22 protein-coding genes and 1 pseudogene are annotated in these 25,960 nt (G+C 42.4%); 14 read left to right on the forward strand and 9 right to left on the reverse strand.

Annotation, left to right across the window (positions count from 1 at the left end; genetic code table 11):
• Positions 1-27: 27 nt before the first annotated feature.
• The gene (locus HMPREF9145_RS10850; RefSeq protein ID WP_007133823.1) at positions 28-1,593 is read right to left on the reverse strand and encodes an acyl-CoA carboxylase subunit beta; all 1,566 of its coding nucleotides are present in this window, start codon (positions 1,591-1,593) and stop codon (positions 28-30) included.
• A 513-nt stretch (positions 1,594-2,106) separates the two neighbouring features.
• Here HMPREF9145_RS10850 and HMPREF9145_RS13565 point away from each other — a divergent pair.
• From HMPREF9145_RS13565 to HMPREF9145_RS14055, 8 genes and pseudogenes are all read left to right on the forward strand, one after another.
• The gene (locus HMPREF9145_RS13565; protein ID WP_155945312.1) at positions 2,107-2,244 is read left to right on the forward strand and encodes a hypothetical protein; all 138 of its coding nucleotides are present in this window, start codon (positions 2,107-2,109) and stop codon (positions 2,242-2,244) included.
• 24 nt (positions 2,245-2,268) lie between these two features.
• Positions 2,269-2,790, forward strand: a complete 522-nt coding sequence (locus HMPREF9145_RS13240) for an integrase core domain-containing protein (RefSeq protein ID WP_081697766.1) — start codon at positions 2,269-2,271, stop codon at positions 2,788-2,790.
• Between the two features lie 63 nt (positions 2,791-2,853).
• On the forward strand, positions 2,854-3,195 hold the full coding sequence (locus HMPREF9145_RS10865) for a hypothetical protein (RefSeq protein ID WP_021826410.1): 342 nt from the start codon (positions 2,854-2,856) through the stop codon (positions 3,193-3,195).
• Between the two features lie 94 nt (positions 3,196-3,289).
• The gene (locus HMPREF9145_RS10870; RefSeq protein ID WP_021826499.1) at positions 3,290-4,036 is read left to right on the forward strand and encodes a hypothetical protein; all 747 of its coding nucleotides are present in this window, start codon (positions 3,290-3,292) and stop codon (positions 4,034-4,036) included.
• Positions 4,037-4,045: 9 nt separating this feature from the next.
• Complete coding sequence (locus tag HMPREF9145_RS10875) at positions 4,046-4,933, forward strand: GIY-YIG nuclease family protein (RefSeq protein WP_021826563.1); 888 nt, start codon at positions 4,046-4,048, stop codon at positions 4,931-4,933.
• 43 nt (positions 4,934-4,976) lie between these two features.
• Positions 4,977-5,849: a helix-turn-helix transcriptional regulator gene (locus HMPREF9145_RS10880; RefSeq protein WP_231369795.1), complete on the forward strand. Its 873-nt coding sequence runs from the start codon at positions 4,977-4,979 to the stop codon at positions 5,847-5,849.
• Positions 5,850-6,182: 333 nt separating this feature from the next.
• Positions 6,183-7,543: pseudogene (locus HMPREF9145_RS14365) on the forward strand (IS3 family transposase).
• A 566-nt stretch (positions 7,544-8,109) separates the two neighbouring features.
• Positions 8,110-8,724 carry a hypothetical protein gene (locus HMPREF9145_RS14055; protein ID WP_021826483.1) on the forward strand — a complete coding sequence of 205 codons (615 nt, stop codon included), beginning with the start codon at positions 8,110-8,112 and terminating at the stop codon, positions 8,722-8,724.
• Positions 8,725-9,027: 303 nt separating this feature from the next.
• Here the strand turns inward: HMPREF9145_RS14055 and hisC are convergent, their stop codons facing one another.
• Positions 9,028-10,065, reverse strand: a complete 1,038-nt coding sequence (gene hisC / locus HMPREF9145_RS10900; protein WP_021826492.1) for a histidinol-phosphate transaminase — start codon at positions 10,063-10,065, stop codon at positions 9,028-9,030.
• A gap of 228 nt (positions 10,066-10,293) precedes the next feature.
• On the opposite strand from hisC, the gene HMPREF9145_RS10905 reads away from it, so the two are divergent.
• Positions 10,294-11,487 (forward strand): MltF family protein, encoded by a 1,194-nt coding sequence (locus HMPREF9145_RS10905; RefSeq protein WP_036907631.1) that lies wholly within the window; start codon positions 10,294-10,296, stop codon positions 11,485-11,487.
• 129 nt (positions 11,488-11,616) lie between these two features.
• Here the strand turns inward: HMPREF9145_RS10905 and HMPREF9145_RS10910 are convergent, their stop codons facing one another.
• The 7 genes from HMPREF9145_RS10910 to HMPREF9145_RS10940 all read right to left on the reverse strand — a co-directional run bounded on the left by HMPREF9145_RS10910 (position 11,617) and on the right by HMPREF9145_RS10940 (position 20,560).
• On the reverse strand, positions 11,617-13,608 hold the full coding sequence (locus tag HMPREF9145_RS10910; protein WP_021826486.1) for a fructose-bisphosphatase class III: 1,992 nt from the start codon (positions 13,606-13,608) through the stop codon (positions 11,617-11,619).
• Positions 13,605-14,384: a hypothetical protein gene (locus HMPREF9145_RS10915; protein ID WP_021826412.1), complete on the reverse strand. Its 780-nt coding sequence runs from the start codon at positions 14,382-14,384 to the stop codon at positions 13,605-13,607. The genes HMPREF9145_RS10910 and HMPREF9145_RS10915 overlap by 4 nt, the downstream gene beginning before the upstream one ends.
• 6 nt (positions 14,385-14,390) lie before the next feature.
• A complete protein-coding gene (locus HMPREF9145_RS10920) occupies positions 14,391-15,629 on the reverse strand; it encodes a glycosyltransferase family 2 protein (RefSeq protein WP_231369796.1) in 1,239 nt (412 codons plus the stop codon).
• Entirely contained in the window at positions 15,562-16,719 is a 1,158-nt protein-coding gene (gene lysA, locus HMPREF9145_RS10925) for a diaminopimelate decarboxylase (RefSeq protein ID WP_021826421.1), read from the reverse strand. Before lysA ends, HMPREF9145_RS10920 begins: the two co-directional genes overlap by 68 nt.
• Before the next feature lie 7 nt (positions 16,720-16,726).
• Positions 16,727-18,049: an aspartate kinase gene (locus HMPREF9145_RS10930; protein ID WP_021826519.1), complete on the reverse strand. Its 1,323-nt coding sequence runs from the start codon at positions 18,047-18,049 to the stop codon at positions 16,727-16,729.
• A gap of 20 nt (positions 18,050-18,069) precedes the next feature.
• On the reverse strand, positions 18,070-18,807 hold the full coding sequence (locus HMPREF9145_RS10935; RefSeq protein ID WP_021826565.1) for a cell division ATP-binding protein FtsE: 738 nt from the start codon (positions 18,805-18,807) through the stop codon (positions 18,070-18,072).
• Between the two features lie 577 nt (positions 18,808-19,384).
• Positions 19,385-20,560 carry an alkaline phosphatase family protein gene (locus HMPREF9145_RS10940; protein ID WP_021826489.1) on the reverse strand — a complete coding sequence of 392 codons (1,176 nt, stop codon included), beginning with the start codon at positions 20,558-20,560 and terminating at the stop codon, positions 19,385-19,387.
• Between the two features lie 136 nt (positions 20,561-20,696).
• Between HMPREF9145_RS10940 and HMPREF9145_RS10945 the strand changes: the two genes are divergently transcribed.
• The 5 genes from HMPREF9145_RS10945 (at position 20,697) to HMPREF9145_RS10965 (ending at position 25,957) form a co-directional block, all read left to right on the forward strand.
• On the forward strand, positions 20,697-21,191 hold the full coding sequence (locus HMPREF9145_RS10945; protein WP_007133785.1) for a helix-turn-helix domain-containing protein: 495 nt from the start codon (positions 20,697-20,699) through the stop codon (positions 21,189-21,191).
• 346 nt (positions 21,192-21,537) lie between these two features.
• Positions 21,538-23,472, forward strand: coding sequence for a dipeptidyl-peptidase 3 family protein (locus HMPREF9145_RS10950; protein WP_021826467.1), 1,935 nt, complete (start codon positions 21,538-21,540; stop codon positions 23,470-23,472).
• A gap of 17 nt (positions 23,473-23,489) precedes the next feature.
• Positions 23,490-24,098 (forward strand): DNA alkylation repair protein, encoded by a 609-nt coding sequence (locus tag HMPREF9145_RS10955; RefSeq protein ID WP_021826571.1) that lies wholly within the window; start codon positions 23,490-23,492, stop codon positions 24,096-24,098.
• A gap of 81 nt (positions 24,099-24,179) precedes the next feature.
• Positions 24,180-24,674: a Fur family transcriptional regulator gene (locus tag HMPREF9145_RS10960; protein WP_021826447.1), complete on the forward strand. Its 495-nt coding sequence runs from the start codon at positions 24,180-24,182 to the stop codon at positions 24,672-24,674.
• Positions 24,675-24,679: 5 nt separating this feature from the next.
• Positions 24,680-25,957 (forward strand): adenylosuccinate synthase, encoded by a 1,278-nt coding sequence (locus HMPREF9145_RS10965; RefSeq protein ID WP_021826411.1) that lies wholly within the window; start codon positions 24,680-24,682, stop codon positions 25,955-25,957.
• The last annotated feature ends 3 nt before the right edge of the window (positions 25,958-25,960 follow it).

The raw sequence follows: 25,960 nt of genomic DNA on the forward strand, positions 1-25,960 counted from the left end.
GTTATTATTTCTCGTTTTCAACTTGGATTACATAGGCATGCAGGCATGCTTCTTAGCAGGAATATCCTGGCGCTTGGTTGCAAGTTGAGCCAATCCGCGACAAATACGGAAACGTGTGTTGCGTGGTTCAATAACATCATCAATGTAACCATATTGTGCAGCTTGATAAGGATTGGCAAATGTTTCGGTGTAGTCCTCTTCCTTTTCTGCGAGGAATGCTCTAACATCTCCACCTTCTTCCTTAATCTTTTTAGCTTCTTTTCCACAAAGAATAGCAACAGCTCCGCTTGCACCCATTACTGCAATCTCGGCTGAAGGCCATGCAAAGTTGAGGTCAGAACGAAGTTGTTTACAACCCATAACGATGTGAGAACCACCATAACTCTTACGAAGGTTGATCGTAATCTTAGGTACTGTTGCCTCACCATAAGCGTAAAGAAGTTGTGCTCCGTGAAGGATGACAGCATTATATTCCTGACCTGTTCCTGGCAAGAAACCTGGTACATCTACCAAACTAACGATTGGAATATTGAAGGCATCACAGAAACGCACGAAGCGTGCACCCTTTCTACTTGCATTTACATCAAGAACGCCTGCATAAGCAGCTGGTTGGTTGGCTACAATACCTACGCTTTGACCATTGAAACGAGCAAAGCCAGTGATGATGTTCTTTGCAAATTTTGGTTGGATTTCAAAGAATTCTCCATTGTCAACGACTGCACCGATGACTTTATACATGTCGTAAGCTTGATTAGGATCTTCTGGAATTATCTCGTTGAGAAGGTCTTCTTTACGATCAATCGGGTCGGTACATTCTACACGGGGAGCTGTTTCTGTGTTATTAGATGGGATATATGAGAGTAATGTTTTAATGAGTTCCATGCACTCCTCTTCGGTCTTTGCCGTGAAATGAGTAACACCACTCTTGCTCGCATGTACGCTTGCACCACCTAAATGTTCTGCATCAATCTCTTCACCCGTAACGGTTTTAACAACCTTCGGACCTGTAAGGAACATGTAAGAAGTGCCTTCGGTCATAATAGTAAAGTCTGTTAGTGCGGGTGAATAGACTGCACCACCGGCACAAGGCCCCATGATTGCACTGATTTGTGGAACAACTCCACTGGCAAGAATGTTGCGTTCGAAAATCTCACCAAAGCCAGCAAGTGCCGAAATTCCTTCTTGAATACGTGCACCACCTGAGTCATTCATGCCGATGACGGGAGCTCCCATGCGCATTGCCATGTCCATAACCTTGCAAATCTTTTGTGCCATAGTCTCAGACAAAGAGCCACCATTAACGGTGAAATCCTGTGCATAAAGGTATACTAAGCGACCATCAATAGTTGCCGAACCAGCTACAACTCCATCACCTAAGTATTGTTTTTTCTCCATGCCGAAGTTATGACAACGATGCAATTTGAACATATCATATTCTTCGAAACTACCTTCATCCACTAACATTTCAATACGTTCGCGTGCCGTGTACTTACCACGTTCGTGCTGCTTGTCGATAGCTTTCTGACCACCTCCCAGGCGAGCTTCTTCGCGTTTTGCAATAAGCTGTTTGATCTTTTCTACTTGCTTACTCATAAGTTTTTATCAATTAAATCTTTTGTTGTCCTAATGTCAATTAGTAACCCATTTATGATTACACTATAGTTTCGGATGCAAAGATAGTAAAAAAATGAAAAAGTGGGGAATGGAAAATGGTTAAAAAGCAAAAAATACGAACTTTGTTGGATGTCATTTACTTCTTGAGGGTGGAAATACTCGTCTAAAGCGGTTCCCCTTTGGCTCATTTAAGCTGACCCTGTTGTAATCGTGCAAAGTGGCCCTATAGAGTCATTTAAAGTGGTCCTGTTTTATTTTTTTGAGTTTATCTTTTTTGGTGTAAAAGCAGTATCTTTATCTGTAAATCGTTTTTAAAAGGTTTTGTTGCTTGCGGGCCTCCCGCAAATCACTTTTTAAAGGATTTGAAGCTTGCGGGCTTCCCGCAAATCACTTTTTAAAGGTTTTGGCGCTTGCGGGCCTCCCGCAAATCACTTTTTAAAGGTTTTGGAGCTTGCGGGCCTCCCGCAAATCACTTTTAAAAGGTTTTGGAGCTTGCGGGCCTCCCGCAAATCATTCCGCAAAAGGTTTGGCATTTCCGCGGTTGTTGAAAGTCATTTCCCGAATGGTTTGGAGTTTCCGCGCATGGCGAAAGTCATTTCCCGAAAGGTTTGGCATTTCCGCGGTTGTTGAAAGTCATTTCCCGAAAGGTTTGGCATTTATTTCTCTACGGTAATTGATGACTACAGCAGATATATTATCCATTGGGAGTTATGTTCGAGTATGACTTCTGATGATGTATATAGAACAATAGATAAAGCAATTGAAAAGGCTGGAGTTACATTCCAGAACCCTCCTTGTCTTTTATCAGATAATGGACCATGTTATATTGCTTCCTCGCTCAAGGAGTATCTTGGTAAGGTATATAACATCAAGCATATCCATGGCAAACCCTTACATCCGCAGACGCAAGGAAAGATAGAAAGATATCACAGATCGATGAAAAATGTAATTAAGCTAAATCATTATTTTTGTCCCTCTGAATTGGAAAAGGCTATCGATGAGTGGGTAGACTATTATAATGAAAAAAGATTTCATGAATCGTTGGATAATCTCACACCCAAAGACGTATATTTAGGACAAGGGGAGAAAATTAAAAAGATAAGAGAAATTATAAAGCAAAAATCAATCAACAAAAGAATTTATGATAATAAAACAATGAAATATCAGAGTAAATAACTATATTTGCAGTTGTGCACTTTTGTTTGACAACGTACAGGATATGCCGATGGCTACGAGGACGTGGAAGAGGAGTATGTCGATGACTATATCGATGATGGCGACTATGATGCTTTCTATGAAGAGCAACATCAAGGACACCATAAGAAGGTGGAGTACTCTTCTGGCATAGACCCTCACCATATCATGTTGGGAGCCGCCGGTGCGGCTCTAGTACATGCGGCTATAAAGAAGGCTGCGGGCAAGCGTCGGCAACAACAAGCGCAACATAGGGGGCAGAGTGTAGCACCACAAAGTGTTCCTGCCACAGAATGGGACAAGAAGATGGACAGCTGCATATTGAATGGTTGCGCCATTGTCGTTGTAGCGGCCATTGTCATGTTCTTCGTCTGGTGCTGTAGTTGAAATATCAAGCAGAAAGAGAAGATAGTTTAAACCTGTAACGCGGAATGAGACACCTTGCTCGTAACTTTGCCCTCGAATTAAAACAACAAGGACTATGGACGTTAAGAAGAACAAGCATTTGGGACAATTCCCTGACGTGATAAACGAGAAACAGCTAGTGCAGCTGTGCGAGAAGTATCGTGACGAGATAGGTCGTGGTACCATCAAAGGTACTGCCTATCCACGCATACGTTATGTCATCGGCAGAGACCAGTTTGGCTATGCCAACTTCGGCGACTATTTCTTTGCGGTAGATGATGGACTGTACGTCTGGCACAAGGAGAAAGAGTATGAGGAAGATCACAATCCAGACGTTGTGGAGGACTTCTTTGGACATCCATGTGAAGGACGGGGCTACACATGCCGTCACATCTTTGCAGGTATCGATACAGGTTATGATGACAGTGAGGGGAAACGCATGTTTACAGGTGACATCGTTGTGGCAAGGGAACGCGGTGGTTATGAGTTGGGAGCTTTGTGCCTGGCTGCATGGCCAGGTAGATGTGATGACGGTTTCTATGGTTTTCCGCTGGACAATCATAGTCTTCGGTTAGATATGTGTACTGGAGGAGATTACTTCTTGAAACGCATCGGTACCATCTTCTACCAGCTTGACCCATGCGATGAGCCTGAGCCAATATGGCATAAGGCTTTGGGCTTCAACTGGAACTACTGGACGAAGGAAGAACGAAGCAACCATCTCGTCATGGCGCGTTATACACCCAACTTCGACAAGGAAGAATGGAAATACCTCGGCCTCGAAATACTTGGTGCCGAGTTTGAATGGGACAAGATCAAATAATAGACAATTATGCAGACAAAGGATTATATCATCATGGTACAAGACCTGCTGGCAGGTCGTAACGAAGAGTTCGACAACGCCGACAAGAAGCGTGTCAGACTCATACGTCATAAAGACAATCGAAAGGAAAAGGTTATTGACGGCAAGTCATACTTCAACTCATTGTATGACCTGTATCTGAACGAGCATTCTGTTTTCCTTAGTTATCAGAGTGAACAAGTGGTGAAGCGCTTCAAAGAGGTGGACTATATTGTAGCTTTCATAGGTGAAGAAAGTTGCAGCTCACGTTTCGTTGGTGTTTATAGGAACGAAGGCATCATAAATCCGCTTGGAGACTATGAAGGCGAAGAATTTGCCAAGTTCGGTTTTATTGAACTTGATGGTTTTGAACTACTCAAAGAGAAAGTGATTATTGACTGGAAGAACCCAGTAAGCTGGCTGCAGAACTATGTAAATCAGATGCCTGTGACCAGAATAGACCGAGGCATAAAGGAGAATAACATCCCTATCTTCACTCGTTTCGAGGATGTTGTGCTTGACTATAACCAGTTGAAGCTCATCATTGAGACAAACCACGCCGAGTGGAAAGCAAAGTTGGAAAGTTGTAACGGCATCTACCTGATATTGGATAAGAAGACCGGCAAGCAATATGTAGGCTCGACCTACAATACCCGAGGTATTTGGGGCAGATGGACAGAATATGCCAAGACCGGACACGGCGGTGACAAAGACCTGAAGCCACTTCTGGAAAATGACGAAGCGTATGAGAAGAAATACTTTCAGTGGTGCATCCTCGAGACCCTGCCTCTGAAGATATTGGAGGAACATGCCATTGACCGCGAGTCTCTATACAAACGAAAGTTCGGCACCAGGGAATTTGGCTACAACAACAATTAGTAAGGCATAACGCATCATGTCACTCATACAAAAGTACATTTGGGTGGTGAAAACCATTCACCGGGCGGGTCGCATCACGTTGAAAAAACTCAATGAAAAATGGAGGAACAACGTGGATTTGAGTCGTGGCGAGGATTTGCCACGACAGACCTTCGACAGATGGAAGGGCGGCATCCTCGATATGTTTGGCATCGTCATTGAGTGCGAAGCCAAGGGCGGCCACCATTATTATATAGCCAATCCGTCGGTAATGGATAGAGGAGAACTACGCACATGGCTGCTCGATACCTATGGTACGGCAGAAGCTCTGTCCAACAACCTTGCCATACATGACCGCATCCTTACGGAGGACATCCCTTCGAGTCAGGACTTTCTCACCATGGTATTGGAAGCCATGAAGGAGAACCGTGTCCTAGAAATCACACATCGTGCCTTTACCGTGAACGAGGCAAAGACGTATCTGGTGGAGCCTTACTGCGTGAAGTTGTCAGGCGGACGCTGGTATATGTTGGCGAGGAGCGTGGAAAAAGGCCGCTTGCTATTGTACTCATTCGACCGCTTGGAGCATGTCCGTACTACGGAACAGAAGTTCGAATTGCCCAGGGATTTCGTCGCCAAGGATTACTTTGCAGACTTCTTTGGCATCGTGATAGACGAGAATGTGCCGCTGCAACGGATTGTGCTCCGTGCGGACAAGTACCACCAGTACTATATGCGCACGCTGCCGATGCACTATTCCCAACGGGAACTCTTCTCCTGCGATGACTATGCCGACTTTGAACTGACCTTGCGGCCCACATACGACTTCTACATGCGGCTGATGAGTTGGGGCAACATGATAAAAGTACTTGAACCTCAGTCCTTGCAGGATGAGTTGCGTAAGTGGCTGCGCAAGACAATGGAAGTGTACGAATAAGAAATGATAGAAAGGTTTGGGAAACGTGGGTGCCTCTCAAACCTTTCTGCATTTTAGGGGCTATAACTCAAGTGGCCACGGCATGTTGTCGTCCTCCCAAATTGTTTTGGATGAGCGGCTATAGCGAAGCGGAAGAACACCTTCTCTGCCTCGACAATCCTTATCGATACCAACGAAAAGAACTCCACGTAGGTCGTGTCCATTATTGTCAAGCCTTACTCCCAAGAGTTCAGGACGATTGAGTGTACGTTGTCAAACAAAAGTGCACAACTTGAGCTCCAATTAAGTTTGGGGTTTTAGTTAGAATTATTAATAAAAAAGTATATTTGCACAATGACAACAAAAAAGAATTTTCCAGTAAGTTCTCAGCATGGTTCTTCAGAATCCTTATTAAAGGATATTCGTCGTAACACTAAACGTATTTTCACTTCTGAACAAAAGGTTTTGATAGTAATGGAAGGAATCCGTGGAGAACAGAGTATTGCTGAACTCTGTCGTAAATATAGTATATCCGATAGCACTTACTACAAATGGAATAAGGAATTTATTGAGGCTCGCAAAGCTCGCCTTGATGGTGATACTGTCCGTGAAGCAACGAGTGATGAGGTAAAGGAACTTCGTCATGAAAATATTCGCTTAAAAGAAGCCCTTGCCGATTTGGTAGTTAGATATGACGTTGTAAAAAAACTTGAAACTCATCGAATAAGTCCTATGCATGAATCGTATATACGTTATAGTGCGGAAGAGAAAGAGAGCATCGTTCTAACAGTAAAGCGTTCAGAGCCTGAGTATTGTTCAGGCACTTAAGCGTTTAGGAATCCCTAAACGTACCTTTTATAATTGGTATAAGAAATATGCTATAGGAGGTTTGAATGCTCTCAGAGCAACACATTACAGAGCACCTACAACGTGGAACCGCATACCTGATAATATTCGACAAATAGTGGTTGAACTTTCTTTAGAGCATCCTGAGCTCACCCCCAGGGAATTATCAGTTCTTTTATTGGAAGAGAGTCAGATATTTGTTTCGGAGTCAAGCTTTTATCGTATTTTGCACGAAAGAGGTCTATTGGAACGTATGGAGCATGATTTTATCTTTGCAGCTGATGAGTTCCATCATAAGACTAAATTCGCTAATGAAATGTGGCAGACCGATTTTACCTATTTCAAAGTCAAGGTTTGGGGCTGGTATTATCTCTCTACGGTAATTGATGACTACAGCAGGTATATTATCCATTGGGAGTTATGTTCGAGTATGACTTCTGATGATGTATATAGAACAATAGATAAAGCAATTGAAAAGGCTGGAGTTACATTCTAGAACCCTCCTTGTCTTTTATCTGATAATGGACCATGTTATATTACTTCCTCTCTCAAACAGTATCTCTGTAAGGAATATAATATCAAGCATATCCATGGCAAACCCTTACATCCGCAGACGCAAGGAAAGATATCACAGATCGATGAAAAATGTAATTAAGCTAAATCATTATTTTTGTCCCTCTGAATTGGAAAAGGCTATCGATGAGTGGGTAGACTATTATAATGAAAAAAGATTTCATGAATCATTGGATAATCTCACACCCTAAGACGTATATTTAGGACAAGGGGAGAAAATTAAAAAGATAAGAGAAATTATAAAGCAAAAATCAATCAACAAAAGAATTTTTGATAATAAAACAATGAAATATTAGAGTAAATAACTATATTTGCAGTTGTGCACTTTTGTTTGACAGCGTACAATCAATAGAGGAACGGCATCAGAAAAAGGTTTAAGAAACAGAAAACTTAAAGAAGTTGACATCTTTAACAACAGCAACTACATAAACAATTAGATATGAGGTATGTTATTATTTTACTTTTATCAGTTCTATGTGCGTGTAAAGCGCCTTCAAAGAAAGTGTATGTATCTGAGCAAAGAGGAATTTATTCAGAACAAGAAGTGAAGTCTTCTTGTGTAGGAGAACGTATTAACTGGCAATTTATATCATTAGATAATATATAATTCAGACTCACAAGCAGCTTCCTCCTTATTAACGAGACTCTCAGTTCCTCCAAAAGTAGAGACAAACAAGGACACGCTTATTATTAATGGAAAACAAAAGATTCTTTTTAGCCAACATAAAGAGATACCCAAATCCTATTTTATGTATGATACCGATATTACATAAAAGATTTACATAACTATTTCATTAAAGCCAATAAAGAGTTTTCATTAAATATTAAAGATTCAATACCATATTTACAAATAGAAAGATATTTGGATAAAAAGAATGGTGCTTTTGATTGGGAGGATTATACTTTATGGCAAACAATACCTTGTAATGGGAAAGATCTGTTCTTGATATATAAAAGAGAATTTGTCTTACATTATAAGAATCCCCAAAGTGGATTTTATTCCAATATGGAGGATATGCACAATAAATCCCTTAGGGCAATTACGAATAAGAATCTCTTGGCGAAGAGTAACGAAACATTGCCATACGATAAGCGTATTGACATAAAGACAGTAAAATACAATTTGATAGAAAGTAAGTACCTGAAAGGTGTTTCTGAATTTCTTTGTGATACAGGGAACAAACTCAGGTACCTACCGTTGCCCAATAAAGGCGATATATATTTGATTTTGGTTCCAATGGATTGTGGGGATTTTGACTATCGATTTTATTTACTATCTATCAAGAATAATACCATCATATCAAACCTCTATGTTGAAGGAATTTGGTTTGAACCAGACAGTGATGAGTCTAAGGAGATTACATCCTTTAGAATTGACAAAAACTTTTCTATTAAGGTTAAAACTACATTTATAGATTCTTCTCAGAAAGTTAAAACTTATATAATTAGGGATGACGGTAAAATTATCGAAAAATAGAATAACCAACCAATAGGAATATGTACGTTGTCAAACAAAAGTGCAGCCTTGGATACATTTGATAAAATGATTTTCCATTTTCACGAACAGTTCAATTATAAGAGAGAGATTGCCAAACGTCTTAAGGAAAAAGGAATAAGTGATGAGATTATAAAAGAGTGCCTGATTTAATGAATACTTTTCATAATATCGAGGAAGCATTCTCTTTTTGCATCTTTACCTTTTGTACTATCACCGGCAGAACTCTTTTCTCATTTTACACATCAAAATGGTTAATTATGAGCCTTTTTGCGGGTATAATCTCTATTGATAACTCCTTAATGCCGCTAATAGTGCCCCATTATCAGTTTTTGTACCAATCGTTATGCGTAGACAATTATCACATTGTTCTAAATTTTTGCAATCATAGACTTTTATTCTATGTTGGATAAGATAATTATAGATATCCTCTGCCTTTTTCATCTTTGCCAGAAAGAAATTGGTTTCTGTAGGGAAAACCTTTTCACAACAAGGTAAATCTAAGAAGGCTTGCATCATTCTATTGCGTTCTTGCTTAATCAATTTTACCCGTTTGTCGGTTTCAAATGGGTCGTTTAGTGCCTCTAAAGCATGCTTTTGTGTTAGTATATTGAGGCTATAAGGCATACAAATCGTATGTAGTAAATCTATAATGGATTCGGATGCAAAGGTCATGCCCAAGCGGATGGCGGCAGAAGCCCATGCATGACTCATGGTTTGAAGGATGATGAGATTAGGATTCTGGTGGAGAATTCTTAGAAATGAGGGATGGTTTGCAAAGTCTATATAGGCTTCATCAATGATAACAATACCTTCGAAAGAGTGAAGTACTTGTTCGATAACTTCTGGATTAATGATGTTTCCCGAAGGAGTATTGGGTGAACATATAAAAATCAACTTCGTATTTTCTTCACAGGCATTGAGCAACTCGTCTGCTGTAGTTTGGAATTCACTATTGAGCGTTATGGATTTATAGTCTACACCATTTATTTCTGCACAATATGTATACATATCGTAAGAAGGAGACAAGGTCACAATATGGTCAATGTGAGGTTCGCAAAAGGTTCTGATTATCCTGTCAATAGCCTCATTTGAACCATTGCTTAGGATGATATTATCTTTAGAAATGCCTTTTACGTCAGCCACTTTTTGTCTCAATTCTTCTTGATAAGAATCTGGATAGGTATTGAATGGCTTGTTATATGGATTCTCATTCTTGTCTAACGCAATGATTTCCTTGTGTTGGGATGGGGCTTTTTCTGTGTTTCTTTTTAACGATAACGCCCATATATTTTGACGGCATAAAGTTTTCAGTTCTCTCATAGAATTGTATTCTTATGAAGATGCCTTTGAAGAAAGACATTGTTTGGATAGTATTTACTTCCAAAGGCGTATGAATAATATATTTTAATGATGCTATTTGCTTTGCAAAAATATGGATTTAAATGGATATTTCCAAATTATGTTGTAATTTTGTGGCCACAAGAAGAAACTCCTCTGTTTGTTGAGAATATAATAATGCTTATGCACCGTTTATATATTGTATGTCTTATGGGATTGCTGACACTTGGTTTGTTAGCATCATGTAAGGAGAAAAAGGAAAAGATGCTAACGCCCTGGGGTGAAGAGGTGGGTGGAGATGATTCTGTAAGCACACAGAAGGCATTTACTCTTTCTGATATACAGAACAATGGAGAACTAATTATGCTCACGATGTCGGGGCCTGAAACCTATTATGATTATCATGGTAGAGGTATGGGGTTACAATATCTTTTGGCTGAGAAGTTTGCACAAAGTTTAGGTGTTTCTCTTCGTGTTGAAGTATGTAGAGACACGATGGAGATGGTAAGGAAGTTGAAGTCGGGTGATGGAGATTTGATTGCCTTTCCTTTACCTCAAACCTATAAAGGCATAAGATATTGTGGAGTGAAGATTGATTCCCTTCATGCACAATGGGCAGTTCAAGAGAATAATGTGGAGTTAGCCGACTCTTTGAACCATTGGTATCGTCCATCAATGATAGTTTCGTTGAAGAAAGAGGAGAATTTCCTTTTGTCGGCACGTAGTGTGACACGTCATGTCTACTCACCCATGTTGAACAGAGCGCGTGGCCAGATTTCTCAATGGGATTCTTATTTCCAGCAATATGCACCTATGGCAGGATGGGATTGGCGCCTGATGGTCGCACAATGCTATCAGGAATCGACGTTCGACCCTCGCGCACATTCATGGGCAGGGGCTTGTGGACTGATGCAAATCATGCCGAGAACGGCAGACCATCTGGGAATAGCTCGGGAGGATATTTATGACCCAGAACTTAATATAGCAGCAGCAGCTAAGTATATTCGACAATTGTCGGGACACTTTGCAGACGTGCCCAACCCTGCCGAACGGAGTTGTTATGTGCTTGCTGGCTATAATGGAGGTTCTTTTCATATACGTGATGCCATGGCTTTAGCACGTAAATATGGGCGTAATCCTTATTCCTGGAATGAGGTTCAAGAGTTTGTTTTGCGTTTGAGCACACCCGCATATTACAATGATCCTGTGGTGAAGCACGGATATATGCGTGGGCAAGAGACGGTTAACTATGTCAATCGGATATTGGACCGTTGGGCACAATATCGTGGTGTGGTAAGGTCTAAGGATAATGGTTTTCCTTCAGACCATTTCAAAGGGTTTGGCGGAGGCTTTGACAATATGTCTCCCTCACGTGCAAAGCATCACAATAGGTTTAAGATTTGAGCGTGCATGCTCGATGATTCTCTTAAGTTTTATATAGAAGGATTAGAGAATAAAAAAGATATCCGGCAAGCCCTGTGTTAGGATTTGCCGGATATTATTTGAAATGGGATATTTGTTTATGTGTGATTTTTATTTCTTTCGTTCCTTTTCTCCAATCAGTCCGTGACGATATGCATAGAGCAGTTCCTCAAGGTCTTCAATCTGTTTTTTCAATTCAATACCTTTGTCGGTGTTAGCTACAAGCATCCTATGGCTACTCATTTCAACAATTTGTGTTGTTGACTTAATGTCTGTTCCACGTAGGATGGCATCAGCCGCACTTGTAAAAGGCTCGTGTTGAACGAGTTGGAAGCCTCGGCTATGGTAAACCAGGGTGTAGCCCGCTATACCAGTTTCTTTATGATAGGCTTCTGAGAAACCTCCGTCAATGACCATGAGCTTTCCTGAGGCTTTTATTGGATTTTCGCCATTTGCCACATGAACGGGTACATGGCCATTGATGATATGTCGGTTAGAACCCTTTACTCCGAAAGCATCAAGGATGTGGTCTACAATTTTTTCATCATCACGCAAGAGGAAATAGTTGCCTTTTATTTCTTTGTGTGTATCCTTATCGGCTATGAAATATCGTTCAAATGTAGCCATCTTGCTTTTGTCAAAGAGTGGGCTATTGGGGCCACACCATAAATAAATGAAATAGTCGATGGCATATTTCTTTTCTTCAGGCGTACTATCATCTTGGAAGGCTGTTCGGATGAGCATACCTGTTTGTTGCATTAGCTCTCTTCCTTTATATTTCTTGCCCGGTTCAATTTCAACTTCTTTCAGTGTTCCGTCTTCATTGAGTGGAATTGAAGCGTGGAAGAGCAGATTGTCATTCCGAATGGCATACATGCATCCATGTTGGAGCATGAGTCTGATGTGTTTATGTAGTTTCTCGCTGACACGGAAAGAATGATGGAGTTTTCCCATCAGTGTTTTCTCTTCGAAGGTCAGTGCACAGGGATGCTTGGGGTCGATGGTTGGGAAATTGCAACTTGTCAACGGGTATTCTTTTCCATCAAGCATGATAGTCTTTTTCTCATAGTCTATCATCTTAAAAAGTTCTCTGTCTTGCATGTTCCATTCTGGATGAGCCTCAAAAAGTTGCGCTTCTTCTTTGAATTGCATCACGGCTATGGCCTTATGCATTTGTGCCGTTAGTCGGAGTGTTTTCTCATCAAGATGCTTGGTGCCTCCATTCAATCGTGGAATAAATTCTTCGCATGGATCATCTTTATAGACTTCCATGGCAAATGTGGCTAAGGGAACAAGATTTATGCCATACCCCTCTTCAAGGGTGGTGAGATTTGCATAACGCAGGCTAAGACGTATGACATTACAGATACAAGCATCGTTGCCTGCACATGCTCCCATCCACAGGATGTCGTGGTTTCCCCATTGAATATCCCAGCTGTGATAGTCGGCCATTGTATCCATGATGATATGTGCCCCTGGTCCACGGTCATAGATGTCTCCAAGGATATGGAGTTGGTCTATTGCCAAGCGTTGTATGACGTTACACATGGCGATGATGAAGTCGTCTGCACGCCCTGTTGAGATGATGGTATCGACAATCACATTGACATAGGCTGTCTTATTTGAGTTGTTTTCGGTATGTTCATGCAATAGCTCTTGGATAATGTATGAAAAGTCTGAGGGGAGTGATTTTCTTACCTTTGAGCGTGTGTATTTGCTGGACACCGTGCGGCACACAGCCACAAGCTGATGAAGTGTAATGTGATACCAGTCGTTGATATCTTGTTCTGTGGCTTTAACTAATTCGAGTTTCTGTTCTGGATAGTATATGAGTGAACACAATTCACGTTTTTCTTGTTCACGCAGGGTGTTGCCAAAGAGTTCGTTTACTTTTCGTTTAATATTTCCTGACGCATTTTTCAGCACATGTCTGAATGCTTCATATTCGCCATGTATGTCTGCCAGAAAGTGTTCTGTTCCTTTGGGTAGATTGAGAATGGCCTGGAGATTGATAATCTCTGTACTTGCATCTGCTATTGTTGGGAATGAATTGGCTAACAATTGCAGGTAGCGCATATCTTTTTCGATGTTATATTTTCTCATATCATTGTTGTATTTATCTTTTTTGTTAGATGGTTGTCTTTCGTTGGGATGGGCATAAAGCCTTCGGTGAGTGAAGACTTTTCTTCCATGACGCTTTCCAAGCTTGAGACAAAGTCAAAGAGTTTGCATTCTACTAATAAATCGCTCATTTTATCTTCGTCATAGTCTGAAGACTGCATCAAGAGGCTTTGTTCGTCTATATCCTTTTGTAGGATTTGTCGGCGTTTGTATTTATAATTCAAGTAAAGAAAGCCTTTAAGCACATTGCGAATCGTCTTGTCTTCTATTTTATTTTTTAGTTTGTCGATGCGCTTTTCTATTGCTTCTCTAATGTGTTCATCGTGTTGTGCTATCACCGTGTGGTATAATTGCACCAATTCATTGTTGAACAGGGTTTGTGTGGTGGCCGTTGTAATCAAGGGATTTTTGATTAGATGCACGTGGGCTTGGGGGTATTTCTCCTGAATATATGTGTATTCGGTCTTTCCCGTGGTTAGGAACACCAAATCTTTGGCCAAAGAAGGTTCCACGCGTGCTTTGTTCCATGGCACAATCTCAGCTAAGGGCGAATAGATAATGGGAATCAGCTTTTTTTTCGTCAGACTAATCATCCTTGTCATTTCTTTTGTGGGTATGCCTATGACATGTATGAGGTCATAATCTTCACCCTTGGCCTCTTCTATATCACTGGCTTCAAAGGCTTTATGCAAAACATTCATAAAGCCTTCCTGAAGTTTGTCGTCTTGTTTGAGGATATGAAAAATCTTGATGCGCATATCTTCTTAAAGTTTATGACTCGTGAAGTCGTTCTTGTCTGCACGCATAAAGTTTACTTTGTATTTGAAGCTTCGCCAGGCCATACGCATTTCATAAAAAAACATTTTTGTTTTTGAAAGGTGTGCATCAAAAAACACGATGATCTTATGGCATAGAAGTGTGTGGACTATGATGATGAGGAGCAAATAGAAGACAGAGACTCCCAATAATATCCAATTATGGCTGAGAGCTGCATAAATGGCACTTGCAAGCGTGGTGAGTACACCTGCGTGCAGGGTGAAGTTGGAGAGCAAGGCATATAGTCTGTGGCTCTTATACCCTTTGAGTTGAGGTCTTGATGCACGGAAATACATTTTTCTGTTGTTCCATGTCTTTTTGCTGGGTGCCTCTTCATAGAGCCATGAGCTTGTGCGTGCGTCAACGTGTGTGCGGTGGTGGCGTGCATATTTGTTGACTAAGAAATCATATTCGCCTCTGACAAGTTGCAGGTTACCCCGAAAGCCTTCTTCTTTCATAAAACGGCTTTTCCGAAGGGCGATGTTGGGGCAGTTGGTAGACCATGCTTTACCACGTTGAGCCGAACTTAGGCATTGGTTTGCCAACAATGCATGCTCAAAGCGCCATATAGCGGGACAGGTTTCATCCATAGCTACATATCCCATGATGAAATCTGAATCGTCGTTCATGTTTTCTGCCCACGAGGCGAGCCAATGTTCATTTTGGGGTTTGCATGTAGGGTCGGTAATGGTTATCCATTCGGAGTGGGCGGCTTTTACGCCAAGCGTAATGGCCAGTTTTGTCCTACTCATATAGCGGGATGAGTCGGGTAAATAGGTGGCATAGAGATTTTTATAGGTGCCTTGGAGTTGTTTTATGAGGTCTTCGGTGTCATGGTCTCCTTTGTCTGCCACTACGATTACTCGGTATTCTCCTGCATATTCTTGCTGGAGGAAGATTGGGAGATTGCGTTTTAGCTCTGGTGCATTGTCGTGTGTGGGGATGAGGATGCTCACTTCGGGCAATGGGGTGTTTGAGTGAGAGGCGGGGAGGGCCTTGGTCTTGTGCCAGAAGGGGGTAAACAGCAATGCAAGGATTGTTGTTAACGTGATTGACAGGCCGATAATCAATGTGATTGTATCTATTATCATTATTTGTATTGTGTTTTTATTGAGAATGTCAGTCGTTTGTGAAATACGACTTGGGGAGTTCTCGGCAGTTATATCCTGAGGCCATGATTTCGCCATAGGCTCCGGCGCTTCGGATGGCAAGAAGGTCGCCTCTTTGGGTTTTGTTGAGTTGGATATCTTTGGCAAAGACATCACTCGATTCGCATATTGGTCCAACAACGTCATAGGTTTCTTCTTCCTTCGTGCTGTTGAGATTTTCTATATGGTGGGTTGCGTGATAGAGTGCTGGGCGAATGAGTTCGGTCATTCCTGCATCGACAATGACAAATTGCTTGTTGGTGCCTTTCTTCACATACAATACGCGTGTGATGAGGCTTCCGCATTGTCCTACTACGGAGCGTCCTAATTCGAAGTGTATTTGTTGTTGTGGATAGTGTTTCAGATGTGTGTCAAACGTGTCAAAATAGGTTTTGAAATCGGGAATGGGATGCGCTTGAGGATGTTCATAGTCTATGCCCAATCCGCCTCCTACGTTGATGTGTTCTAATGTTATGCCTTGCTCGGCCAATTGGTCTTGCAGTTCATTGATGCGCTTGCAAAGCTTGACGAAGTCGGTCATGTCGAGGATTTGGCTTCCGATGTGGAAATGTAGTCCGATGAGTTTCACATACTTCATCTTTGTGGCACGCTCTATGAGGTCATGCATGTCGTGCATGGCTATGCCAAACTTGTTTTCGGCAAGGCCGGTGACAATGTTCGAATGGGTGTGTGCCCCAATGTTGGGGTTTATTCTGAGTGCAATATGTGCTATTTTCGATTTGCAGGCTGCCAGTTGGTTGATAACTTCAAGTTCTGGCAGACTTTCTACGTTGAAACAGAAAATATCTTGGTCAAGGCCGAGATTTATTTCCCAATCGTTTTTCCCAACTCCTGCATATACAATCTGTGATGGCTTGAATCCTGCTGCTATCGAGGCTTTAATTTCTCCTCCACTAACGCAATCGGCTCCTAATCCTGCCTCTTGAATCATCCTGAGTAGCGTGGGATTGGCATTGGCTTTCACTGCATAGTGCACATGAAAGCCTTTGTGTCTCAATGCTTCTGTGCTAATCGTGTGAAGTGTTGCTTGAAGCAACTTCGTGTCGTAGTAGTAGAAGGGAGTGGGGTAGGCTGGGATAGCTGAGTGTGTGGGCTTGTTTTCTGTCATGAACAACTTATTTGCAGTTGAAGAGGTTTGCACTCAAACGTTGTAAGGCTCTTTTTTTGTCGGCTTCCTGAATGAGGAAGGAGATGTTGTGGTTGCTTCCTCCATAGGAAATCATGCGCACGGGGATGTCTTCCAATGCTGTTATGGCTTTGGCCTCAAAACCACGATTTTGCCAATCAAGGTCTCCCACAACGCAGATGATACACATGTCGGTATCGACGGTCACTGTACCATATTTTTTGAGCTCATCAACGATTTCGTCTAAATGGCTGTTGTTGTCAATGCTCATCGATACGCCAACTTCGCTGGTGGTAATCATGTCGATGGGGGTTTGATAGCTTTCAAAGATTTCGAAAACTTTTCTCAGAAAGCCTGTTGCTAAGAGCATGCGGCTGCTTTTTATCTTTACGGCCGTGATATTGTCTTTTGCTGCTACGGCTTTGAAGCCTCCTTTGACGATGTTGTTGTTGATGAGTGTTCCTTCTGCTTCGGGGTCCATGGTGTTTTTCAGCCTCACAGGGATGCCTGCATATTTTGCAGGTTGCACACAGGTGGGGTGAAGAATCTTTGCGCCGAAGTAGGCCAACTCTGCAGCTTCGTCAAAGCTTATTTGCCGGATGGCTTCTGTGTGTTCCACGATGCGTGGGTCGTTGTTGTGCATGCCGTCGATGTCTGTCCATATCTGAATTTCTTCTGCGGGCAACACGGCGCCAACGAGTGAGGCGGTGTAATCGCTTCCTCCTCGTTGCAGATTGTCTACTTCGCCATAGGCATTACGACAGATAAAGCCTTGGGTGAGATAGATTTGATAGCCTTGGTTGGCTTTCATGAGTTGAGAAAGCTTTTCTTTAATCACCTGCAGGTCTGGTTCTCCGTTTTTGTCTATGCGCATAAAGTCGAGCGCATTGATTAAGACGGCTTTAATGCCTTTCTCTTGCAGATAATTCACCATCATGTTGGTGCTCAATAGTTCTCCTTGGGCTACAATGTTTTTCTCTTCAAAGCTGGTGAAAAGGTCTTTGGTGAACGAGCGCAGGTAGTTGAACTCTTCGGAAAGAAACTTTTTGATTTTATTTTTATAGGTCTCTGTGGTATAGAGTTCCTCTACATGTTGCATGTATTTGTTTTCGAGCCTGTTGATAATCTCGTTTGCGCCCTCGGGGTTTTTCTTGTAGAGGTAGTTGGAGATTTCAATGAGCGAATTGGTTGTTCCACTCATGGCTGAGAGGACGATGAATGTGGGTTGTCCGCTCTCTGTGATGATGGTGGTCACTTCTTTCATGCGGGCTGGTGTGCCAACAGAGGTGCCTCCGAATTTCATTACCTTCATGATTGTTGTGTATTTGATTTTTATGGTTGTGCGTCGTATTGTGTATCTTCGCTGAGATCCATCTTGTTGTACTCTGTAGTCACATCGTTGATGGCTCCGTCTTTACACCGGTAGACGATGCCGGGGAAGCGGTCGAGCATTGGGATGTTGTGGGTGGTCATGACTACGGCCGTGCCCGTGGTGCTGATGTCTTTGAGCAGGCCGATAATCTTGCCGGCGGTGTCGGGGTCGAGGTTTCCGGTGGGCTCATCGGCGATAATGATTTTGGGTTTGTTGAGGATGGCACGTGCAATGGCCACGCGTTGCTGTTCACCGCCTGAGAGTTCGTGGGGGAGCTTGTCTATCTTGTCGAGCATACTCACATCGGTGAGCACGCTTTCTATGCGCTCGTTGATGTCTTTCTGACTTTTCCATCCTGTGGATTTCAGCACAAACTGAAGGTTCTTTCTGACGGTCATCTCATGTAAGAGTTTGAAATCTTGAAAGATGATTCCCATTTCTCTGCGTAGGGCGGGCACTTCTTTGCGTTTGAGATTAAAAATATCTCGTTCTAAGACTTCGGCTTTCTCTTCTTCTTTGTTTTCTTCGTGCCAGATGTCGAGCTCGCAATAGAAGGTTTTCAGTAAACTTGATTTTCCTGAGCCCACACTGCCGATGATATACATGAACTCTCCCTCGTCTACGTGAAAGTTTACGTCTTGGAGTACGAGTTTTTCACCTTGATAGATGTCAATATTCTTATAATCTATTAAACTCATGATGATTTTCTGTTTTAATTGCACTTGTCTTTTGTTGTTGCCGACGCTCTGACAGGGGTGTTGGTGTCAGAAGATTTGATGTCTGATAAACCGCTGTTTGTGCATGTTTTGACAATGAGAATCGGTTGTTCAACTTTCATCATGCAAAGATAATAAATTTAATCTATAAAGGAAAAGATTGCCTCGCTTTTTTGTGTAGTCTTTACTCCGATTTGAGTAAACGTTACATGTAATATTGTAATATGTAATATTTTGGATTGATGCATGTGTGTTATGATTCTTTGTGCATAGCGTAAATGGGTGGTTTAGGGGTTCTAAATGGGCGCTCTGATATACTAAACATTTATTAACATGCCGTGAATGGGTATTTTCTTTGTGTTTTGCGATTATTTCATTATCTTTGTAAGCGTGAGCCGTGCAAAACATAAGTTGGAAGATTTTTGGGAAAATGAGTGGCAAAGGATGTGTGCCATTTGTGCAAAGGATAGAGGGTTGACGATGTGAATCGTTAAAAAAGTCTCCCTCATGCCTGAGAGGGTCAAGCATAGGGAGACGGAGTGTGTGAAGATGTGGAGGGTTATTTTAGTATAGCACTGATGTCATTGAGGTTGCCGTCGTTTGGGGCAGGGGTGACGCCGATGAGGTGGCATAGGAGCGCATAGACATCAACATTGGGGAAGTGAGGATAGTCGATGTGTCGGAAGCTTGGTCCCATGGCTCTGAAAATGGCTTGCATGTCGCTGTATGTGGGGTCGTAACCATGCATGCCTCCAGCCTTCACTTTGCCGTCTGTGACGAGCCATCCCTCTTGCGGGTCGGCAATGACATCGCCAATGTTTTCGTGAGTGCCGTAGTGGAGATAGGCTGGAACATCTTTTTTTCGCCATACGCGCATGTGTGGGATAGCCTTCAGGGCATTGTATACCGAGTCGGCATATCCTTTGTGGCAATAGATTTGTGCGGGCAGGTTGCCTTCTATGCGTTCAACCCACTTTGGATTCAAATAGCGTTTGCATTCAATTTTTCGTTCGGGAGTCACGAAGGTCATGCCATGGTCTGAAACGACAATGAGATTGACACTATCTTTGCGTGGTCCTTGCTGAATGTTGTCCCATAGGTCATGAAGCTGTGCATCCATGTTTCTGAAAGCCTCTCTTGTGCGTGGGTCTTGTGGTCCGAAGTTGTGTCCTGAGTGGTCGGGCTCTTCAAAATAAACCATGATGAGGTCGGGTGCCTGCTTGGCGTTGATAGCTTGTGAGACCATAGAGATTCGTTCGCTGACGGAGAGGTGATTCTTGTTGTAGTTGAACCACACATCGGGGTATTGGCCTTTCACGCGTACGTCACTTCCTGGCCAATGGTAGGTGAACACTTTCTTGCCCTGTTTCTTGGCCGTAATCCATATGGGTTCTCCGCCATAGAATCGGCTGTCGGTTTTGGTCTTTGGATTACTGAGCGAAAAAATCAGTCCGTCTTTTCTGTTCACAAACGAATTGGCGATGATACCATGGTGATCAGGATAGAGCCCTGTGGCCAAGGTGTAGTGATTGGGAAAGGTCTTGGACGGATAGGAGGGGATGAGCCCCGATTTCACGCCCTGTTCGGCCATGTAATTGAAAAAGGGTGCATCGTACCATTGCGGGTAATCCCATCTGCACCCATCGAGTGAGACTACGATGGTGTAAAAATCTTTTCGTGCCGTGCAAGTCAATGTAAAGATAAAGACGAGCATGATGGTGAAAATTTTCTTCATTTTTCTGCTGTTTAAGTGATTTGATATCACAAAGATATTATTTTTTTATAAAATTAATATTCAAAGGCTTGATAAATTAATTTATTATATTTAAATTTGCAACAGAAAGGAGGAAATTCAGTTATTATTTAATATTATGGCAAAGTATAACATTACAGAAAAACGGGAGAAGGACGCGGCATACCGCGCTTTGGTTAGACCCGGATTAATGGATGAATTGAAAGAAAAGATTCTCGACATCATTCTTATCCAGAAGAAGTATAAGGACAAGGATTACTCTGCCAAGAAACTTGCTGACGATTTGGGTACAAACACGCGTTATATCTCAGCCGTTGTGAATGTCAAGTTCCACATGAACTACACTTCGTTCGTAAACAAGTATCGAATTGAAGAGGCGATGACACTCTTGGCTGACAAACGCTACAGAGAACTGAACATGGAGGATATTTCAGACATGGTTGGTTTTTCTAATCGTCAGTCGTTTTATGCATCGTTCTACAAGCTCAATGGTTGTACGCCTCGCGACTACAAGCTCCGCTATCAGCAGCAGCCTGTACAAACGGAGTTGCCTAAGAAGAGAGGGCGTAAACCAGGCTCAAAGAATGCTGCCAGAGCAATTGATGCGGAGTGATATCCCCTGAGATGATGAAGTCCACAAAAGAAGATACATCTTTTTGTGGGCTTTATTGTTATGCAAAATATTACATATTACAATATTACATGTAACGTTTGCCCATTCCACATCCACCCTTGTCAACGCGAGGCGATAGGTGTAGTTGTAAATAGCTTTTTGTTGTGCAGCTTTCACATCTACCCCTTGTCAGCGCGAGAGGTTGCATGGTTAATCATTTAAAAGAGATTCGCGAGACCTGTCAGTGTGTGATTGATAGGGGGGAGGCCTTGTGGGGCTCCGTCGTGAGAGAAGATGTTGTGTGACTATCATCAAGCGGTGGTGGGAAGGGATAAAAAAGAGACTCATGAACTATATAGATGAAAAATTTGCTGATATTCAGATTTTAAGGTATAAGTTAGAAGGATTTGAGACGCTGTCACTGCGTGAAAAGTTATACATCTATTATTTGTCGAAAGCCGTGCTTTCGGGTAGAGACATCACCTTTGATCAGTTTGGAAAATATAATCTTGTTATTCGCAGGGTGCTTGAACAGATTTTCATGTGCTACACAGGGAAACGCGACACTGCAGACTTCCATGCTTTTGTGGTTTATCTCAAACGCATGTGGTTTTCAAATGGCATCTATCACCATTATGCGTGCGACAAGTTTGTGCCTGGTTTCACTCAGGAGTTCTTTTGTGAGGCCTACAATCAGCTGACCGTAGACCAGTTGGGATTGGCCGATGCGGATGAAAAGAGCGCTTTGCTCAATGAACTTCTCCCCGTGATTTTTGATGCCAGTCGTTTGCCGAAGCGTGTTAACAAGGCCGATGGCGTTGATTTGATTGAGACTTCGGCATGCAATTTCTATGAGCATGTCAGTCAGCAAGAAGTTGAAGACTATTATGCTCGCATGAAGCAAGCCTGTGAAGGGCATCCCATTTCTTTTGGGCTCAACTCGAAACTCGTCAAGCGGGATGGCTGCCTTAAAGAGTTGCGCTATCATGCCGAAGGATTGTATGGAGACAAAATCCGGCAAATCATTCATTGGTTGAAAAAAACCACTTTCTATACCGAAAATGACCTGCAGAAAGACATTATCCAGCTATTGATAAACTATTATCAAACAGGCGATTTACGATGTTTCGATGAATATTCAATTAAATGGTTGGAAGACCAGGATAGCAGGGTAGATTTTATCAATGGTTTCATAGAAGTTTATGGCGACCCATTGGGTTTGAAAGGTTCGTGGGAAGGCATTGTGCACTATAAAGACATCGAAGCCACGAAGCGCACACGCCTTATCAGTGAACATGCGCAATGGTTTGAAGACCATTCCCCTGTGGATAAAGCGTTCAAGAAGAAAGCTGTGAGAGGCGTGACGGCCAATGTGGTTTGTGCAGCCATGCTTGGCGGTGATGAATATCCTTCTACAGCCATAGGGATAAATCTTCCGAATGCCGATTGGATTAGAGCCGAGTATGGGTCGAAGAGTGTGACCATAGGAAACCTCACCGATGCCTATCAGCGCGCCTCTTTGGGCAATGGATTTTTGCAAGAGTTTGTGATAGATGACGCTACGCGCCAGGCGATTGAGCAATATGGCGAGTTGTGTGATAATCTTCATACAGATTTGCATGAGTGTCTGGGTCATGGGAGTGGGCAATTGTTGAAGGATACAGACCCCGACGCCTTAAAGTCTTATGGGAATACGATAGAAGAGGCACGTGCCGATTTGTTTGGCCTGTATTATCTTGCCGATAAAAAGCTTGTTGACCTGGGACTTACGCCCAATGCAGAGGCTTATAAGAGCCAATATTACACCTATATGATGAATGGTTTGCTGACCCAATTGGTGAGAATCAAGGAAGGCGATAAGATAGAGGAGGCTCACATGCGCAATCGTGCACTGATAGCGGGCTGGGCTCTGGATATGGACCAAGAAGGGCAGGCTGTTGTCATTGAAGAACGCGCGGGGAAGCACTATGTGCGGGTGAAAGATTATGAGCGTTTGCGCACTCTCTTTGCCACTCAGCTAAGGGAGATACAGCGCATAAAGAGTGAAGGTGACTTTGTGGCGGCGCGTCGGTTGGTTGAGCAATATGCCGTTCATGTTGATGGTGGTCTGCACAAAGAAGTGCTGAGTCGTTATGACAAGCTGGATATAGCCCCCTATAAGGGCTTTTTGAATCCGTGGATGAAGCCAGAATATGACAAGCAGGGCGATATCATAGACGTAAAGTTAGACTATTCAGAGAGTTATACACATCAGATGTTAAGATACTCAAGTGAATATTAAACAAAAAAATAATTCTTATGACAATCGAGGAACAGATAAAGGAGATAAAACAAAGTTTCAGACTCTATATGAATGGGCCAGGCTCCATGTCAATGCGTGAGAAGGGGTTGAACTATCATGTCAATTGGGGTGTTCCATTGCCCACTTTGCGTGAGATGGCCGAAACGTATGGCAAGAATTATGAGCTTGCCATAGCTTTGTATAAAGACAATGTTAGAGAATGCAAGCTGTTGGCTACCCTGTTGATGCCCATCGACCGGATGGATGCCGAGTTGGCAGATGTTTGGTTAGAACAGGCCCAAACGCAAGAGGTTGTCGAAATGCTTGCCATGAATGTGTTTCAATATGCCGACTTCGCATCGGTGCTTGCCTATGAGTGTATCGCCTCAGAGGAAGTGCTCCGCCAGATTTGTGGCTATAACATTCTGAGCAGGTTGTTTGGCAAGCAAATGGAACCCAACGAACGAGGGATAAATGAGTTTTTGGATCAGGCGTCTGTAGCCTTTAGCACTGAGAACTTGGGCGTGAAACATGCCGCCTTAAATGCAGTAATGAGTTTTACGGCACTTGGTCAGGACTATGAAAATATTGCCCGTAAAGCACTGCAAGGGATTATTGAGATTTAAAATAAAAATAATGTTATTATATTTTTTAATCTAAATTAAAATATTTAATTTTGTAAGGCAAAAGGTCTTAAACATGATTCAATGGTAAAAGCAGACACACAACGAGCTTATGACATTCTCAATGAATTTTTAGTGTCAACAAAGCGGCGTAGAACCCCAGAGCGTTATGCTGTGTTGGAGGCTATCTGCAACATGGATAATCGTTTTACGATAGACCATTTGGATGAGGTGTTGACGGAAAAGAAATTCAAGGTTAGTAGGGCTACCCTTTATAATTGTGTGAATTTGTTTTTGAAATTAGGATTCATTGTTAGAGTCCATCTACAAGACGGCACCACCTATTATAATACTTCTACGATGCAAGGCGCCATCTTGCAGATTTGCCGTAAGTGTGGGCGTATCACCGAACAGAGTTATCCCCAGCTTACAGAAATGATAGAAGAACTCAAATTCAAGCGTTTTCATAGAGACAATTATAAGCTGTATATATATGGCGTGTGTGGGGCTTGCCATGCAAGGAGATTGTCTCCAGGCAAGAGGAAGTCTGCAAAAAAACAAGATGACAACAATCTATAGATATAATGAATACAACAGGAAAAGTTGATGTCCTACTCGGATTACAGTGGGGCGATGAAGGAAAAGGAAAAGTAGTTGATGTGTTGACACCAAACTATGATGTAGTGGCACGTTTTCAAGGAGGCCCCAATGCAGGTCATACATTGGAGTTTGAAGGTCGAAAGTATGTGCTTCGCTCAATACCCTCGGGTATATTCCAAGGAAACAAAATAAACATCATAGGGAATGGTGTGGTGCTTGCTCCTGATTTGTTCATGGCAGAAGCAAAAGACTTGGAAAAAAGCGGTCACCCATTGCAAGAGCGTCTGCATATCTCTAAGAAAGCACATCTGATTCTACCAACGCATCGTATCCTCGACCGTGCTTATGAAGCTGCTAAGGGCAAGGCAAAAGTAGGAACCACCGGGAAAGGCATAGGGCCAACTTATACCGATAAGATAAGCAGGAACGGACTGAGAGTAGGAGATATCTTAGAAGATTTTGAAGCTAAATATGAAGCCCACAAGGCTCGCCATCTCCAAATGCTGGCAGCATTGGGGTGGACAGACTTTGAAGGTTTTGATGAGATAGAAAAGAATTGGCTTGAAGGTGTAGCCTATATGCGTAGGTTTAAGCTCGTTGATTCGGAACACGAGATGAATACTATCCTGCGCTCAGGTAAGAGCATTCTCTGTGAAGGTGCTCAAGGAACGATGCTTGATGTGGACTTCGGGTCTTATCCCTTTGTTACTTCATCCAATACAATCTGTGCAGGCGCATGTACAGGCTTGGGTATCGGTCCAAACAAGATAGGAGAAGTTTATGGCATCATGAAGGCTTATTGCACACGTGTGGGTGCAGGTCCTTTCCCTACAGAGCTGTTTGATGAAACCGGTAAAGCTATCCGTGACAAAGGACATGAGTATGGAGCCGTAACAGGGCGTGAGCGTCGTTGTGGCTGGATAGACCTCGTGCAATTGCGTTATTCTATAATGTTAGATGGTGTGACACAATTGATTCTCATGAAGAGTGATGTTCTTGATAGTTTTGAAACCATCAAGGCTTGTGTTGCATATCGCTTGAAAGATGGGAGTGTAACTGAGGAATTGCCTTATGAATTAGAAGGTGTAGAGCCCATTTATAAAGAGTTTAAGGGGTGGAAAACCGACATGACAAAGTTTAAGGACTCCACGCAATTCCCACAAGAATTCTGTGAGTATATCAAGTTCTTGGAAGACTTCTTAGAAACACCGATAAAGATTATTTCCATTGGCCCTGATAGAGAGCAAACAATTGTTTTATAAAAA

This window comes from Segatella salivae F0493, assembly GCF_000477535.1.
GTDB lineage: Bacteria > Bacteroidota > Bacteroidia > Bacteroidales > Bacteroidaceae > Prevotella > Prevotella salivae.

What these genes read in the sequence shown, in the direction of transcription:
- HMPREF9145_RS10850 (WP_007133823.1), bottom strand. Translation starts at nt 1,593, where the DNA reads ATGAGTAAGCAAGTAGAAAAGATCAAACAGCTTATTGCAAAACGCGAA.
- HMPREF9145_RS10870 (WP_021826499.1), top strand. Translation starts at nt 3,290, where the DNA reads ATGGACGTTAAGAAGAACAAGCATTTGGGACAATTCCCTGACGTGATA.
- HMPREF9145_RS10875 (WP_021826563.1), top strand. Translation starts at nt 4,046, where the DNA reads ATGCAGACAAAGGATTATATCATCATGGTACAAGACCTGCTGGCAGGT.
- hisC (WP_021826492.1), bottom strand. Translation starts at nt 10,065, where the DNA reads ATGAGAGAACTGAAAACTTTATGCCGTCAAAATATATGGGCGTTATCG.
- HMPREF9145_RS10905 (WP_036907631.1), top strand. Translation starts at nt 10,294, where the DNA reads ATGGGATTGCTGACACTTGGTTTGTTAGCATCATGTAAGGAGAAAAAG.
- HMPREF9145_RS10910 (WP_021826486.1), bottom strand. Translation starts at nt 13,608, where the DNA reads ATGAGAAAATATAACATCGAAAAAGATATGCGCTACCTGCAATTGTTA.
- HMPREF9145_RS10915 (WP_021826412.1), bottom strand. Translation starts at nt 14,384, where the DNA reads ATGCGCATCAAGATTTTTCATATCCTCAAACAAGACGACAAACTTCAG.
- HMPREF9145_RS10920 (WP_231369796.1), bottom strand. Translation starts at nt 15,629, where the DNA reads ATGGCGAAATCATGGCCTCAGGATATAACTGCCGAGAACTCCCCAAGT.
- lysA (WP_021826421.1), bottom strand. Translation starts at nt 16,719, where the DNA reads ATGACAGAAAACAAGCCCACACACTCAGCTATCCCAGCCTACCCCACT.
- HMPREF9145_RS10930 (WP_021826519.1), bottom strand. Translation starts at nt 18,049, where the DNA reads ATGAAGGTAATGAAATTCGGAGGCACCTCTGTTGGCACACCAGCCCGC.
- HMPREF9145_RS10935 (WP_021826565.1), bottom strand. Translation starts at nt 18,807, where the DNA reads ATGAGTTTAATAGATTATAAGAATATTGACATCTATCAAGGTGAAAAA.
- HMPREF9145_RS10940 (WP_021826489.1), bottom strand. Translation starts at nt 20,560, where the DNA reads ATGAAGAAAATTTTCACCATCATGCTCGTCTTTATCTTTACATTGACT.
- HMPREF9145_RS10945 (WP_007133785.1), top strand. Translation starts at nt 20,697, where the DNA reads ATGGCAAAGTATAACATTACAGAAAAACGGGAGAAGGACGCGGCATAC.
- HMPREF9145_RS10950 (WP_021826467.1), top strand. Translation starts at nt 21,538, where the DNA reads ATGAACTATATAGATGAAAAATTTGCTGATATTCAGATTTTAAGGTAT.
- HMPREF9145_RS10955 (WP_021826571.1), top strand. Translation starts at nt 23,490, where the DNA reads ATGACAATCGAGGAACAGATAAAGGAGATAAAACAAAGTTTCAGACTC.
- HMPREF9145_RS10960 (WP_021826447.1), top strand. Translation starts at nt 24,180, where the DNA reads ATGGTAAAAGCAGACACACAACGAGCTTATGACATTCTCAATGAATTT.
- HMPREF9145_RS10965 (WP_021826411.1), top strand. Translation starts at nt 24,680, where the DNA reads ATGAATACAACAGGAAAAGTTGATGTCCTACTCGGATTACAGTGGGGC.